This is a genomic window from Pseudomonas sp. D1-1, from assembly GCF_051132225.1.
In the GTDB taxonomy this organism is placed as follows: domain Bacteria; phylum Pseudomonadota; class Gammaproteobacteria; order Pseudomonadales; family Pseudomonadaceae; genus Aquipseudomonas.
On record NZ_CP071676.1, the window covers coordinates 2086394 to 2101882 of the forward strand.

A 15489-nucleotide genomic window follows, 5' to 3' on the forward strand; every position below is an offset into this window, starting at 1 on the left:
GCTCGTGATAGCATCCGCGCCATGAATTTCCCAGGACGAATGACCAGTGGCGCGCTCTTGCTGTCCCTCAGCTGCGCCGCGCTGGCACAAAGTGTATTGGATGTACGGGTCAAACCGTCCAATGACGAGCTCAAGGCCAATGTAGAGGGCTATATCGGTGGCCTCGGTGAGCGTGACGAAGAGGCACTGCTGCGTTTCAGTCGCGGCGCCGAGGAGCAGGCGCGCAAGGCGGCCCAGGCGCTCGGCTATTACCAGCCGCAGATCGACAGCGAGGTCAAGGCTGGCAAGGACCCGCGCCTGACCCTGACCATCGACCCCGGCGAGCCGGTGCACCTGCGCAATGTCACGATCCGCATCGACGGCCCGGCGGCCTCGCTGAAGAGTTTCCGGGTGCCGGACAACGCCGGTCTCAAACCGGGTGCGGTGCTCAATCACGGACGCTATGAAGATGCCAAGCGGACGATCCAGAACCAGGCCTCGCGTTATGGTTTTTTCAGCGGAAAGTTTCTCAGCCAGACGTTGCGCGTTGATCCCAAGGCTGGCGTTGCCGATGTCGAGCTGATCTACGACAGCGGCCCGCGTTACGCCCTGGGCCCGGTCAGTTTCGAGGGCGATACGCCGTTCGACGAGGACCTGCTGCAGCGCATGGTGCCGTTCAAGGCGGGCGCGCCCTACGATTCCGAATTGATTGCCGAACTCAACCAGGCCTTGCAGTCGAGCGGTTATTTCGAAGGCGTGCGCGTTGATGCGGCGCCCACCGCGGCCACCGAGAATGTGATCCCGGTGGCGGTCAAGCTCGACACCCGCAAGCCGCGCACCATGGGCCTGGGCCTGGGGTTTTCCACTGACGTCGGCCCGCGCGCCAAGGCCAACTGGACGCGTCACTGGGTCAATCCCCAAGGCCACAGCTATGGCTGGGAAGCGGAAATATCGGCGCCCCGGCAAAACGTCGGCCTCTGGTACGACGTGCCGCTCGACCCCCCGCTGACCGACAAGCTGCGCTACGCCGGCGGCTATCAATATGAAGAACTGTCCGGCACCGACACCCTCAGCAAACTGCTGACCGTGGGCCCCGAGTGGCACAGCAAGCTGCCCAGCGGCTGGCAGCGGGTGGTGTCGCTCAAATGGCAGCGCGAAGAATACCGCCTCGGCGACGATTCGGGCCTGAGCACCTTGCTGATGCCCGGCGTCAGCTATTCGTACCTGCGCAGCGACAACCGCATCGACCCGCACAACGGCTATCGCCTGCAATTCGACACCAAGGTCGCCAAGGAAGGACTCGGCTCGGACAACAACCTCTTGTATGGCACGGCCATGGTCAAGGGCCTGACCACGGTATTCGACAAGCATCGCCTGTTGGCCCGGGCCCAGGTGGGCGGCAGCGCCACCAACGGCTACAAGTCGATTCCGCCGTCCCTGCGCTTTTTCGCCGGTGGCGACCAGAGCGTGCGTGGCTACGACTACCAGAGCCTGTCGCCGGAGAACTCCGAGGGCGATCGCATCGGCGGCCGCTACATGGTGGCCGCCAGCGTCGAGTATCAATATTCGGTCGCGGAGAAATGGCGCGTGGCGACCTTCGTCGACCAGGGCAACTCCTTCAACAGCCTTGAACTGCCAAGCCTCAAGACCGGGGTCGGCGTCGGCGTGCGCTGGGTCTCGCCGGTCGGCCCGATCCGTCTCGACCTGGCTCATGCGATGGACGATGACGGCGGCATTCGACTGCACTTTTCCATGGGGCCCGAGTTGTGAATCGCGGTTTGAAATTAGTGCTCCTGGCGCTCGCCGGGTTACTGCTGACGGTCGTCCTGGCCTTGAGCATTGTGTTGGGCACCGCCTTTGGCAGCCGTTGGGCTCTCGGCCTGGTACCGGGCCTGAGCGTGGAGAATTTCCAGGGGCGGCTGGGCGGGCGGTGGAGCGCCGATCGGGTGCTGTGGCAGCAAGATACCCGCCGGGTGGCGCTGGAGCGGCCGAACTTCGCCTGGTCGCCGTCGTGCCTGCTGCGCATGACCCTGTGCATCGAACAGCTCAAGGCCGACGCCATCGCCGTGCAGTTGCCAGCCACCGCCGATGAACCGAGCAGCGGCCCGATCAGCCTGCCGGACCTGGACTTGCCGTTGGCGATCGAACTGGGCGATGTCCAGGTGGGCAGCCTGTTGTTCAACGGCAGTGAGCAGCTCAAGGGGCTGCAACTGGTGGCGCACTGGACCGCCGAGGGTTTGCAGATCGACTCGGTGCAGTTGCAACGCGACGAACTGAGCCTGAAGTTATCCGGCCTGCTGCAACCGCACGGCGACTGGCCGCTGGACGCGACGGGCCAGTTGACCCTCCCAGCGCCGGGCGCGACGCCTTGGGCACTGGAGCTGAAAGTCGCTGGCGACCTGCTCAAGACCCTCAACCTCACGGCCGACAGCAGTGGTTATCTGCAAGGCCGCCTGACGGGCGAACTGCAACCGCTGGTGGATAACCTGCCGGCCAAGGTGCGCATCACCGCCGACGGTTTCAAGGCCAGCGCCGATCTGCCGGACACGCTGCTGCTCAACCAACTGGAGCTGACCGGCGAAGGCGACCTGAAGAACGGTTATCAACTGCTCGGCAAGGCGACACTGCCCGCCGAAAAGGGGCCGGTGGCGTTGCTGCTGCAAGGCCATGTGGACGCCAATGGCGCGCAAGTCGCCGGGCTGGATCTCGACGCCGGCAACCAGCAGACCCTCAAGCTCACCGGGCAGTTGGATTGGCGCGAAGGGCTGAACGCCGAAGCAAAAGTCGCCTGGCTGGATTTCCCCTGGCATCGCCTTTATCCGCTGATCGACGAGCCGCAAGTCACGCTGCGCAGTTTTAATGGCGAAGTCTCGTACACCGACGGCCAGTACCTGGGCAATTTCCAGGCGGCGCTGGACGGTCCCGCCGGGGCGTTCAGCCTGGGCAGTCCGTTCAGCGGCAACCTGACGCAAATCCACTTGCCGGAACTCAAGCTTGCCGCCGGACAGGGCAAGGCCGAAGGGCACCTGGACCTGCAATTTGCCGACGGCATCGCCTGGGACACCGCGCTGCAACTGTCGTCGGTCAATCCGGCGTACTGGCTCGCCGAACTGCCCGGCACGCTGGCCGGGCCGTTGCGCAGTAAAGGCTCGATGAAAAACCAGCGCATGGAACTCGACGCGGACGTGGACCTCAAGGGCAAGCTGCGCGGCCAGCCGGCACTGTTCCAGGCCAAGGCTAGCGGCGCTGGCGAACAATGGAACCTCGGCGCTCTGGATATCCGCCTCGGCGATAATCGCATCAACGGTACGGGCAGCCTGCAACAGCAGCTGACCGGCCAGATCGACATCAAGCTCGCGCGCCTGGCCCAGCTCTGGCCGCAGTTGCGTGGTCAGGTCAGCGGGCGTGTCGACGTGGCCGGCACGCTCAAGGCCCCCCAGGGCAAGCTCGACTTGCAAGGGACGCAACTGGCGTTTCAGGACAATCATCTGCAAAGCCTGAACCTGGACGCGACGCTCGACGGCGCGCAACGGGGCAAAGTCGATCTCAAGGCCAGCGGTATCCGCAGCGGCGAAACTTCCCTTGGCGTCCTGACGTTGAGCGGGCAGGGCGATATCAAGCAACAGCAACTGAAGGTCGACCTGCAAGGGCCCCAGTTGAAAACCAGCCTGGCCCTTGATGGCACGCTGGATCAGGGCAGCTGGCGTGGACGCCTGGCCAGTGGCGACCTGCGGGTCGGCGGTCAGGACTGGCGCCTGCAAGCGCCGGCGAAGCTGGAACGGCTGGCCAACGGTACGCTGAACTTCGGTGCCCACTGCTGGCGCTCCGGCCAGGCCAGCCTGTGCGGCGAAGACCAACGGCTGATGCCGGAGCCGAAGCTGCGCTATCACCTCAAGCAATTCCCCATCGAAAGCCTGGCCCAGTGGATGCCCAGGGATTTTGCCTGGCAAGGCCGGCTCAACGCCGACCTGCAACTGGACCTGCCGGCCAGCGGCCCGAATGGCCGGGTGCTGGTGGATGCCAGCGGCGGCACGTTGCGGATTCGGGATAAAGAACAGTGGCTGGACTTCCCCTACCAGACCCTGACGCTCGACAGCCGCCTGACACCCACGCGCATCGATACCGATCTGAATTTCGTCGGCGCCAGGCTCGGCGAACTGAGGGTCCAGGCGCGGATCAATCCGTTGCCAGCGAGCAAGCCGCTGAGCGGTTCGTTCCGCCTGAACGGCCTGGACCTGTCCGTCGCCCGTCCGTTCGTGCCGATGGTGGAAACCCTCACGGGTCACTTGAACGGCAGTGGCACGCTGTCCGGCGGGCTGCTCGCGCCCCAGGTCAACGGCAACCTGGTGCTCAGCGATGGCGAAGTGTCCGGCCCGGAACTGCCGGTCAGCCTCGAAGCCTTCCAACTGCGGGCGATGATCGCCGGTGAAACGGTGCGTCTGGATGGCGATTGGAAGAGTGGCAAGAGCGGGCAGGGCCGCCTGACCGGGAACATCGGCTGGGGCGAGGCGCTGACCATGGACCTGGCACTCAAGGGCTCGCAACTGCCGGTGACCGTCGAGCCCTACGCGGTGCTGGACGTGGCGCCGGACTTGAAAATCACGCTGCAGGGCGAGCGGCTGGCGATTGCCGGCAAGGTCCTGGTGCCGAAGGGCGAGATCACCATTCGCGAATTGCCGCCGTCAACCGTCAAGGTTTCGGACGACACGGTGATCGTCGGCCACCAGACCGAAGAGGGCAAGGCACCGATGGCCATGGCAATGGACATCGACGTGCTCGTCGGCCAGGAGAAGCTTGCCTTTTCGGGATTCGGGCTCACCGCCAACGTCCAGGGGCAGGTGCACATTGGCGATAACATGGACACTCGCGGCGAACTCTGGCTCAACGACGGCCGCTATCGGGCCTATGGGCAGCGGTTGACGGTGCGCCGGGCGCGCTTGTTGTTCGCCGGGCCTATCGATCAGCCGTACCTGGACATCGAAGCGATCCGCCAGACCGACGATGTGATTGCCGGCATCCGCTTGAGCGGCAGCGCCGAGCAACCCACCACGCAAATCTTCTCGGAGCCGGCCATGAGCCAGGAGCAGGCATTGTCCTACCTGGTGCTGGGCCGGCCGCTGAGTACCACCGGCGAAGACAACAACATGCTCGCCCAGGCTGCACTGGGCCTGGGCTTGATGGGCAGTTCCGGCGTGACCACCAGCCTGGCCAACAATCTGGGAATCGAGGATTTCCAACTCGACACCCAGGGCAGCGGCAACGAAACCAGCGTGGTCGCCAGCGGCAACCTGTCGGAAAAACTCAGCCTGCGCTACGGCGTCGGAGTGTTCGAACCGGCCAATACCATTGCCCTGCGCTACAAGCTGAGCAAGAAGGTCTACCTCGAAGCCGCCAGCGGCGTCGCCAGCTCGCTGGATATCTTCTACAAGCGCGATTTCTGACCTTTCCCCCAAATCCCTTGTGGGAGCGAGCTTGCTCGCCATAGCGGTATCACATTCAACCTGTTCGCAGGCTGACAGACCGCTATCGCGAGCAAGCTCGCTCCCACATGGTTTCTCATTTCTGTTGTTTATGCATAGCTAACTAACTATTTGTTTGACATTTGCTGCCTAAGCAGTAACATCTGGACATACATTCACTGCCTAGGCAGCTAACGGTATCCAGATGAAGCATTTCACCCCGGACGAATTCCACAATTGCCATCTCGGCATGCTCCTTGGCCGCGCCGCGGCGCTCAAGGACCGGATCATCGACACCCACATGGAGCCTGTCGGCATCACCGCCGCGCAGTTCAAGGTGTTGATCATCATGGCCCAGCACGGCATCGATACGCCGGTCGAGCTGTGCCGGTACCTGTCGCTGGACAGCGGCTCGATGACCCGCATGCTCGACCGCCTGGAGCAGAAGGGCTTTCTGGTTCGCCAGCGCTCGGCACAGGATCGGCGCCAGGTTCGTCTGGTGCTGACCGACGCCGGCCAGGCCCTCGCCGATCGCCTGCCATTCATCGGTGCCGACGCCATGAATCAACTGGCCGGCGCCATCAGCCGCGAGGAGCTGCAAACCCTCGAAGACATCCTCAAGAAAATACTGCTCGCCGCCGGTGACCCCATCACCGTCCTGCGATTGGGGGCCAAATGAAACATCAAACCTTGCGTACCCGCCTGAGCCTTGTGCTGTTGGCCATGAGCCTCGCCGGTTGTGCCAGCTACAGCGGCCTGAAGACCGAGGGCGTCAGCCTGGAGGCCAAGAGCCTGCAGGCTGGGCAATCGCTGACCGGGGTCAAACTGTCGCCCGCCGCGTGGCCGAAAAGCGACTGGTGGAAAAGCCTTGGCGACCCGCAACTCGACGGCCTGATCCGTGAAGCGCTGCGCGACAGCCCGGACATGCAGATCGCCAGCGCCCGGGTGCACCAGGCCAGCGCCGCTGCCTATGCCGCGAATGCCGCGCGCCTGCCGACCCTCGACGCCAGCGGCAGTGTCAGCCGTTCGCGCCTGGCCCGTGACCAGGACCCGCAAGGGCAGGGCGGCGCCTATAGCACCCTGCGTTCGCTGAGCGTCGATTTCAATTACAACTTCGACCTCTGGGGCGGCCAACGTGCCGCCTGGGAAGCGGCCCTGGGCCAGGCCCGCTCCGCCGAGATCGATCGCCAGGCCGCGCAACTGACCCTCGCCGCCGACGTGGCCCGGGCCTACAGCGACCTGGGCCAGGCCCACATCATTTATGACCTGGCCAATGAAGACCTCAAGCGCACGCGGCAGATGCTCGACCTGGGCAAACGCCGTCTCGGTGCCGGGATCGACAGCGAATATCAGTTCCAGCAGACCGAAAGCCTCGAAGCCAGCGCCGATGCGACGCTGATCGACGCGGAAAAACGCCTGCAAAGTGCAAAGATCGCCTTGGCGGTGCTGCTGGGCAAAGGTCCCGACCGGGGCAACGACATCGCCCGGCCCAACGTGCTGCAGGCCAGCGCGGTTGCGCTGCCGTCGAATCTGCCGGCCGAGTTGCTCGGTCGCCGTCCCGACCTGGTCGCGGCGCGGTGGCGGGTCGAGGCCGCGAGCAAGAACATCGAGGCCGGCAAGACCAACTTCTACCCCAACCTCAACCTGAGCGCGGCGGCGGGGGTGCAATCGCTGCTGGGTGACGCGATGTTCGGCGCGCCCAGTCGTTTCTTCAACGTGGCGCCGACCGTGTCGTTGCCGATCTTCGATGGCGGCCGCCTGCGGGCGGACCTGGACGCCCGGGACGCCGATTACGACCTGGCGGTGGCGCAATACAACAAGAGCCTGGTCGCGGCCCTTGGCGATGTCAGCGACACCATCAACCAGCTGCGCGACATCGGTCGGCAGCTGGGCGCCCAGCAACACGCGGTGGATATCGCCCGGAACTCCTACGACACCGTGGTCCAGCGCTACGGTTCCGGCATCGGCAATTACCTGGACGTGTTGAGCATCGAGCAGCAACTGCTCCAGGCCCAGCGCCAACTGGCGACCCTCAATGCCGAGCAGATCGATCTGTCGATCCAACTGATGCAGGCCCTGGGCGGTGGTTTCGATACCCAAACCATCGCTTCGGCCACTCCGGCCGCCACCGCGCCGACTCACTGATTCGAGGTACTTGTCATGGCAACTGCCGAAACTACCCAGGAAACCCAACAGGACAGCGGCAACCCGCGCAAGCGCAAGGTGTTGCTGCTGGCCCTGGCCCTGATCGTCATTCTCGCCGGCGTCGGTGTCTGGGCCTGGCATGAACTTTATGGACGCTGGAGCGAAAGCACCGACGATGCCTACGTGAACGGCAACGTGGTGGAAATCACCCCGCAAGTCAGCGGCACCGTGGTGAGCATTGGTGCCGATGACGGTGACCTGGTGCGCGAAGGCCAGGTGCTGGTGCAGTTCGACCCGAACGACGCCGAAGTTGCCTTGCAAAGTGCCCAGGCCAACCTGGCCCATACCGTGCGCCAGGTGCGTGGTTTGTACAGCAATGTCGACGGCATGAAAGCGCAGGTGCATGCGCAGGAAGCGGAAGTGCAGAAGGCTCGGGAAAACTACAACCGACGCAAGAACCTGGCGGCCGGCGGGGCGATTTCCCAGGAAGAACTGTCCCACGCCCGGGACGATCTGACCTCGGCGCAGAACGCCCTGGCTAACGCCCGGCAACAACTCATGACGACCAGCGCGCTGGTGGATGACACCGTGGTGTCGAACCATCCCGACGTACAGGCGGCGGCCGCGCAATTGCGCCAGGCTTACCTGAGCAATGCTCGCAGCACCTTGATTGCGCCGGTGACCGGTTACGTCGCCAAGCGCACCGTTCAGCTCGGGCAGCGCGTGCAGCCGGGCACGGCGCTGATGGCGGTGATCCCGCTGGACCAGTTGTGGATCGACGCCAACTTCAAGGAAACCCAGCTACGTGACATGCGCATCGGCCAGCCGGTGGACATCGAGACCGACCTTTATGGCAGCGACGTGAAGTACAGCGGCACGGTGGACAGCCTGGGCGCCGGTACCGGCAGTGCGTTTGCCTTGCTGCCAGCGCAGAACGCCACCGGTAACTGGATCAAGATCGTCCAGCGGGTGCCGGTGCGCATTCATATCAATGCCGAGGAGCTGGCCAGGCATCCACTACGGGTCGGCCTGTCGACCCAGGTCAACGTCAATCTCCACGACCAGAGCGGCCCGGTACTGGCCCAGCAGCCACCGCAAAAAGCCTCGTTCAGCACTCAGGTCTACGCCCGCCAGCTGGCCGATGCCGACGCGATGATCACTCGGCTGATTCATGAGAACAGCGCGGCGGCGAGCAAGACCGCGCAGCGTTGAGGCCTCTGTGGCGAGGGGATTTATCCCCGCTGGGCTGCGCAGCGGCCCTAAAACTGCGACCCGGTGTATCAGGGACTAACTCATCTAATCAAACAGGGGCTGCTACGCAGCCCAGCGGGGATAAATCCCCTCGCCACAGGGCGTAATTCCATTTCACCGGGGCGCCAGTAATTCACCACCTCCGCTTCATAGGATTCTCGCAATGAGCAATAACGCGTCCTTCACGCCGCCCAGCCTGTTGCTCAGCACCATCGGGTTGTCGCTGGCGACGTTCATGCAGGTGCTCGATACGACCATCGCCAACGTCGCCTTGCCGACCATTTCCGGCAACCTGGGCGTCAGTTCCGAGCAGGGCACCTGGGTCATTACCTCGTTTGCGGTGAGCAATGCGATCGCGCTGCCGCTGACCGGTTGGCTGAGCCGCCGGTTTGGCGAGGTGAAACTGTTTTTGTGGGCAACGATGCTGTTCGTCCTGGCCTCGTTCCTCTGCGGGATTTCCACGTCGATGCCCGAGCTGATCGGTTTTCGTGTGGTTCAGGGCCTGGTGGCCGGGCCTCTGTATCCGATGACCCAGACCTTGCTGATTGCCGTGTACCCGCCGGCGAGGCGCGGGATGGCCTTGGCCTTGCTGGCGATGGTCACCGTGGTGGCGCCGATCGCCGGGCCGATCCTGGGCGGCTGGATCACCGACAGCTACAGTTGGCCGTGGATTTTCTTCATCAACGTGCCGATCGGGATTTTCGCGGTGCTGGTGGTGCGTCAGCAGCTCAAGGCGCGGCCGGTGGTCACCAGTCGCCAGCCGATGGATTACGTCGGGTTGATCACCCTGATCATCGGTGTCGGGGCGTTGCAGGTGATCCTCGACAAGGGCAACGACCTGGATTGGTTCGAGTCGAACTTCATCATCGTCGGCGCGCTGATTTCGGCCGTTGCGCTGGCGGTGTTCGTGATCTGGGAAATGACCGATCGCCATCCGGTGGTCAACCTGCGGCTGTTTGCCTATCGCAACTTTCGCATCGGGACGATTGTGCTGGTAGGCGGTTATGCCGGATTCTTCGGCATCAACCTGATCCTGCCGCAGTGGTTGCAGACCCAGATGGGTTATACCGCCACCTGGGCCGGCCTGGCGGTTGCGCCCATCGGGATCCTGCCGGTGCTGATGTCACCTTTCGTTGGCAAATACGCCCACAAGTTCGACCTGCGCCTGCTGGCCGGGCTGGCGTTCCTGGCGATCGGTTTGAGTTGCTTCATGCGCGCCGGGTTTACCAACGAGGTGGATTTCCAGCACATCGCCCTGGTGCAGCTGTTCATGGGCATCGGCGTGGCGCTGTTCTTCATGCCGACCCTGAGCATCCTGATGTCGGACCTGCCGCCCCAGCAGATCGCCGACGGCGCGGGGCTGGCGACGTTCCTGCGGACCCTGGGCGGCAGTTTTGCCGCGTCGCTGACCACTTGGATCTGGATCCGCCGCGCCGACCAGCACCATGCCTACCTGAGCGAAAGCATCAGCACTTTCGAACCGGCCACGCGCGAGACGATCAACCAGCTCGGCGGGGCGAGCACGCCGGTGTACGCCCAGCTCGACCAGATCCTCACCAGCCAGGCGTACATGCTCTCCACCGTGGATTACTTCACGCTGCTGGGCTGGGCGTTCATGGGGTTGATCCTGCTGGTGTGGCTGGCGAAACCGCCGTTTGCGGCGAAGGCCGGGCCTGCCGCCAGCGGTCATTAAACCAAACACAACCCCTGTGGGAGCGAGCCTGCTCGCGAATGCGGATTATCAGTCAGTGATGTTTGACTGACACAGCGCTTTCGCGAGCAGGCTCGCTCCCACAAGGGATCTATATGTAGTCGGGGATTGTGTCGGGTGCCGGCAGTTGTGGCGGCGGGGCCAACTCGAACGGCGCCAGCGAAAAGCCCTGCTCATCCACCTGCAACGCCCAGCCCTGCTTGTCCCAATCTCCCAGCACGATGCGCCGGGCGGCGTGTTCGCCCAGTTGCAGCTTGTGGATGGCGGGGCGGTGGGTGTGGCCGTGGACCAAGGTTTTCACGCCATAGTGCTGCATGACGCGTGGGACCTCTTCTGGCGTGACGTCAACGATGTCGTTGGCTTTCATCCTCACCTGCGTGCGGCTTTCACTGCGCAGCTTGCGCGCCAGTTTCTGGCGGCTGCCCAAGGGCAGGTGGCGCAGGATGAACAGCGTGACCGGGTTGCGCAGCCAGCGCCGCAGTTTCATGTAGCCGACATCCCTCGTGCACAGGCTGTCGCCGTGCATCAGCAGCACCGGCTCGTCGCTGAATTGCACGACGGTCGGGTCCTTGAGCAGGGTGCAGCCGGCCGCTTTGCAAAAGGCCTGCCCGAGCATGAAGTCGCGGTTGCCGTGCATCAGGAAAATTGCCGTGCCGCTGTCGCTCAATTCGCGCAGGGCCTGGCAGATGGAGCGCTGGAACGGCGTCATGGCATCGTCGCCGATCCAGGCTTCGAAGAAGTCGCCCAGAATGTATAACGCTTGCGCCGAGCGGGCGCGTGTGGCGAGTAAATCCAGAAACGCCCGGGTGATGTCCGGGCGCTCCTCTTCCAGATGCAGATCTGAAATCAGCAATATCACGCCTCGATGATCTCGGCTTTCTCGATGATCACGTCTTCTGCCGGGACGTCCTGGTGGCCAGCCTTGGAAGTGGTGGAGACGCCTTTGATCTTGTCGACCACATCGGTACCGGCAGTGACCTTGCCGAATACGGCGTAGCCCCAGCCCTGGACGTTCTTGCCGCTGTGGTTCAGGAAGCTGTTGTCGGCGACGTTGATGAAGAACTGCGCGGAGGCCGAATGCGGCTCCATGGTGCGGGCCATGGCAACGGTGTATTTGTCGTTGGAAAGGCCGTTGTCGGCTTCGTTCTGGATGCTCGGGCGCTTGTCTTTCTTTTCTTTCATGCCCGGTTCGAAACCGCCGCCCTGGATCATGAAGTTGCCGATGACACGGTGGAAAACGGTGTTTTCGTAGTGGCCGGCCTTGACGTATTCAACGAAGTTGGCAACGGTAATCGGTGCCTTCTCGGCGTTCAGCTCCAGGACGATCTCGCCATGGTTGGTGGTCAGTTTGACTTGGGTCATGATCACTACTCTTTCAAGGAATTCGTGGGTTTCGGGGGTGCGGACGCCCGCAACCGGTCTGGCTGTAATCGGCCAGGCTGGGCAGTTTAGCGCGCCATGCGCGAATTTCGAGGCTGTTTTTCATCTGGCTGTCGAATAAATTCAATCGTTTGCCGGCCTGGCCTGTCAGGTGCTTGACAGCATCGGCTATGATACGGGCTTTGATTTATCAGGCCGCACCCGGCCGCGCACTTGTATGTTCAAGGATCCTATGAGCAAGCCCACTGTCGACCCTACCTCGAATTCCAAGACCGGCCCGGCCGTGCCGGTCAATTTCCTGCGCCCGATCATCCAGGCGGACCTGGATTCGGGTAAGCACACGCAGATCGTCACCCGTTTTCCGCCGGAGCCCAACGGCTACCTGCACATCGGTCACGCCAAATCCATTTGCGTGAACTTCGGCCTGGCCGAGGAGTTCGGTGGCGTCACGCACCTGCGTTTCGATGACACCAACCCGGCCAAGGAAGACCAGGAATACATCGACGCGATCAAGAGCGACGTCAAGTGGCTGGGCTTCGAATGGGCCGGCGAAGTGCGCTACGCCTCGCAGTATTTCGACCAGTTGCACGACTGGGCGGTGGAACTGATCAAGTCCGGCAACGCCTACGTGTGTGACCTGACGCCGGAGCAGGCCAAGGAATATCGCGGCAGCCTGACCGAGCCGGGCAGGAACAGCCCGTTCCGTGACCGCGGCGTGGAAGAGAACCTCGACCTGTTTGCCCGCATGCGCGCCGGTGAGTTCCCGGACGGCGCCCGTGTGCTGCGCGCGAAGATCGACATGGCCTCGCCGAACATGAACCTGCGCGACCCGATCATGTACCGCATCCGTCACGCTCATCACCACCAGACCGGCGACAAATGGTGCATCTACCCGAACTATGACTTCACCCATGGCCAGTCGGACGCCATCGAAGGCATCACGCATTCGATCTGCACCCTGGAATTCGAAAGCCATCGTCCGCTGTACGAGTGGTTCCTCGAGCATCTGCCGGTGCCGGCCAACCCGCGCCAGTATGAATTCAGCCGCCTGAACCTGAACTACACGATCACCAGCAAGCGCAAGCTCAAGCAACTGGTGGACGAGAAGCACGTCAGCGGCTGGGATGACCCGCGCATGTCGACGCTGTCGGGTTTCCGCCGTCGTGGCTACACGCCAAAGTCGATCCGCAACTTCTGCGAGATGGTCGGCACCAACCGTTCCGACGGCGTGGTCGATTTCGGCATGCTGGAATTCAGCATTCGCGAGGACTTGGACCACAGCGCGCCGCGCGCCATGTGCGTGTTGCGTCCGCTCAAAGTCGTCATCACCAATTACCCGGAAGGCCAGGTCGAAAACCTCGAACTGCCGTGCCACCCGAAAGAAGACATGGGCGTGCGCGTCCTGCCGTTCGCCCGGGAAATCTATATCGACCGTGACGACTTCATGGAAGAGCCACCCAAAGGCTACAAGCGCCTGGAGCCGGCCGGCGAAGTGCGCTTGCGCGGCAGCTACGTGATCCGCGCCGACGAGGCGATCAAGGACGCCGACGGCAACATCGTCGAGCTGCGTTGCTCGTACGATCCCGACACCCTGGGCAAGAACCCGGAAGGCCGCAAGGTCAAGGGCGTGATCCACTGGGTGCCGGCCGCCGCCAGCGTCGAGTGCGAAGTGCGCCTGTACGATCGCCTGTTCCGTTCGCCGAACCCGGAGAAGGCCGAGGACAGCGCCAGTTTCCTGGACAACATCAACCCTGACTCCCTGCAAGTACTCACCGGTTGTCGTGCCGAGCCTTCGCTGGGCAACGCACAGCCGGAAGACCGTTTCCAGTTCGAGCGCGAAGGCTACTTCTGCGCGGATATCAAGGACTCGAAACCCGGTGCTCCGGTGTTCAACCGTACCGTGACCTTGCGCGACTCCTGGGGTCAGTGATCAAGTCTTAAGGGAAACCCTGTGCTTACGATCTACAACACGCTCACCAAGAGCAAAGAAGTCTTCAAGCCGCTGGATGGCAACAAGGTCCGCATGTACGTCTGCGGCATGACCGTGTACGACTATTGCCACCTCGGCCATGGCCGCAGCATGGTCGCCTTCGACCTGGTGACCCGTTGGTTGCGCTTCAGCGGTTATGACCTGACCTATGTGCGCAACATCACCGACATCGACGACAAGATCATCAATCGGGCCAACGAGAACGGTGAAGCGTTCGATGCGCTGACCGAGCGCATGATCAAGGCCATGCACGAGGACGAGGCGCGCCTCAACATCCAGAAGCCGGACCTGGAGCCGCGGGCCACCGACCACATCCCGGGCATGCTGGCGATGATCCAGACCTTGATCGACAAGGGCTATGCCTACGCACCGGGCAACGGCGATGTGTACTACCGCGTCGCCAAGTTCATGGGCTACGGCAAGCTGTCGCGCAAGAAGATCGAAGATTTGCGCATCGGCGCACGCATCGAGGTCGACGAGTCGAAAGAAGATCCGCTGGACTTCGTGCTGTGGAAAGGCTCCAAGCCGGGCGAGCCGAGCTGGGATTCACCGTGGGGCGCCGGGCGTCCGGGCTGGCACATCGAATGCTCGGTGATGTCGACCTGCTGCCTGGGCGAGACCTTCGACATTCATGGTGGTGGCAGCGACCTGGAATTCCCGCACCACGAAAACGAAATCGCCCAGAGCGAAGCGGCCACCGGCAAGACCTACGCCAATGCCTGGATGCATTGCGGCATGATCCGCATCAATGGCGAGAAGATGTCCAAGTCCTTGAACAACTTCTTCACCATCCGCGACGTGCTCGACAAGTATCACCCGGAAGTTGTGCGTTACCTGCTGGTGTCCAGCCACTACCGCAGCGCCATCAACTATTCGGAAGACAACCTCAAGGATGCCAAGGGCGCCCTGGAGCGTTTCTACCACGCACTCAAGGGCCTGCCGAACGTGGCGCCCGCCGGTGGCGAAGCGTTCGTGGCGCGGTTCACCGAAGTGATGAACGACGACTTCGGCACGCCGGAAGCCTGCGCGGTGCTGTTCGAGATGGTGCGTGAGATCAACCGCCTGCGCGAGAGCGATCTCGATGCGGCGGCGGGCCTGGCAGCGCGGCTGAAGGAACTGGCCAGCGTGTTGGGCGTGTTGCAGCTTGAAGCCGACGACTTCCTGCAAGCCGGCGCCGAGGGCCGCGTGGACGCCGCCGAGGTCGAGGCCTTGATCCAGGCGCGCCTGACCGCGCGGGCCAACAAGGACTGGGCCGAATCCGACCGCATCCGCGACCAGCTCACCGCCATGGGCGTGGTGCTCGAAGACGGCAAGGGCGGGACGACCTGGCGGTTGGCGGACTGAGTCCTTCCAGTCCTTGCAATGCCCCTGTGGGAGCGAGCCTGCTCGCGAAAGCGCAATATCAGCCAACAATGGTTTGACTGATATACCGCATTCGCGAGCAGGCTCGCTCCCACAGTTTTTTGTATGTCTACGCTGGAACAGGTCGCTTCGACCCTCGCGCTGACAGCAGTCCCCATGCCGGAACCGGTCACGAACGCCTGCTTCGTCGCCATTAAAACGAAACGTCTGAC

The 15489-nt window shown here is 63.1% G+C and carries 10 protein-coding genes; 8 read left to right on the forward strand and 2 right to left on the reverse strand.

Going from position 1 to position 15489, the window contains the following annotated elements:
- The first annotated feature begins 21 nt into the window (after positions 1–21).
- The 6 genes from J3P86_RS09440 (at position 22) to J3P86_RS09465 (ending at position 10527) form a co-directional block, all read left to right on the forward strand.
- On the forward strand, positions 22–1749 hold the full coding sequence (locus J3P86_RS09440) for an autotransporter assembly complex protein TamA (protein ID WP_434700040.1): 1728 nt from the start codon (positions 22–24) through the stop codon (positions 1747–1749).
- A complete protein-coding gene (locus tag J3P86_RS09445) occupies positions 1746–5420 on the forward strand; it encodes a translocation/assembly module TamB domain-containing protein (protein ID WP_434700042.1) in 3675 nt (1224 codons plus the stop codon). The genes J3P86_RS09440 and J3P86_RS09445 overlap by 4 nt, the downstream gene beginning before the upstream one ends.
- Before the next feature lie 223 nt (positions 5421–5643).
- Entirely contained in the window at positions 5644–6117 is a 474-nt protein-coding gene (locus J3P86_RS09450) for a MarR family winged helix-turn-helix transcriptional regulator (protein ID WP_305495695.1), read from the forward strand.
- On the forward strand, positions 6114–7583 hold the full coding sequence (locus J3P86_RS09455) for an efflux transporter outer membrane subunit (RefSeq protein WP_434700044.1): 1470 nt from the start codon (positions 6114–6116) through the stop codon (positions 7581–7583). The genes J3P86_RS09450 and J3P86_RS09455 overlap by 4 nt, the downstream gene beginning before the upstream one ends.
- A 15-nt stretch (positions 7584–7598) precedes the next feature.
- Positions 7599–8795, forward strand: a complete 1197-nt coding sequence (locus tag J3P86_RS09460; RefSeq protein WP_434700046.1) for an HlyD family efflux transporter periplasmic adaptor subunit — start codon at positions 7599–7601, stop codon at positions 8793–8795.
- A gap of 202 nt (positions 8796–8997) precedes the next feature.
- The gene (locus J3P86_RS09465) at positions 8998–10527 is read left to right on the forward strand and encodes a DHA2 family efflux MFS transporter permease subunit (RefSeq protein ID WP_434700048.1); all 1530 of its coding nucleotides are present in this window, start codon (positions 8998–9000) and stop codon (positions 10525–10527) included.
- A 109-nt stretch (positions 10528–10636) separates the two neighbouring features.
- On the opposite strand, the gene J3P86_RS09470 is transcribed toward J3P86_RS09465, so the two are convergent.
- Both J3P86_RS09470 and J3P86_RS09475 read right to left on the reverse strand, forming a co-directional pair.
- Positions 10637–11404 (reverse strand): UDP-2,3-diacylglucosamine diphosphatase, encoded by a 768-nt coding sequence (locus J3P86_RS09470; RefSeq protein WP_434700050.1) that lies wholly within the window; start codon positions 11402–11404, stop codon positions 10637–10639.
- The gene (locus J3P86_RS09475; protein ID WP_434695235.1) at positions 11401–11907 is read right to left on the reverse strand and encodes a peptidylprolyl isomerase; all 507 of its coding nucleotides are present in this window, start codon (positions 11905–11907) and stop codon (positions 11401–11403) included. The genes J3P86_RS09470 and J3P86_RS09475 overlap by 4 nt, the downstream gene beginning before the upstream one ends.
- A 250-nt stretch (positions 11908–12157) precedes the next feature.
- On the opposite strand from J3P86_RS09475, the gene J3P86_RS09480 reads away from it, so the two are divergent.
- Positions 12158–13855, forward strand: a complete 1698-nt coding sequence (locus J3P86_RS09480) for a glutamine--tRNA ligase/YqeY domain fusion protein (RefSeq protein ID WP_434700052.1) — start codon at positions 12158–12160, stop codon at positions 13853–13855.
- A 21-nt stretch (positions 13856–13876) separates the two neighbouring features.
- Entirely contained in the window at positions 13877–15259 is a 1383-nt protein-coding gene (gene cysS, locus J3P86_RS09485; protein ID WP_434700053.1) for a cysteine--tRNA ligase, read from the forward strand.
- Positions 15260–15489 lie beyond the last annotated feature (230 nt).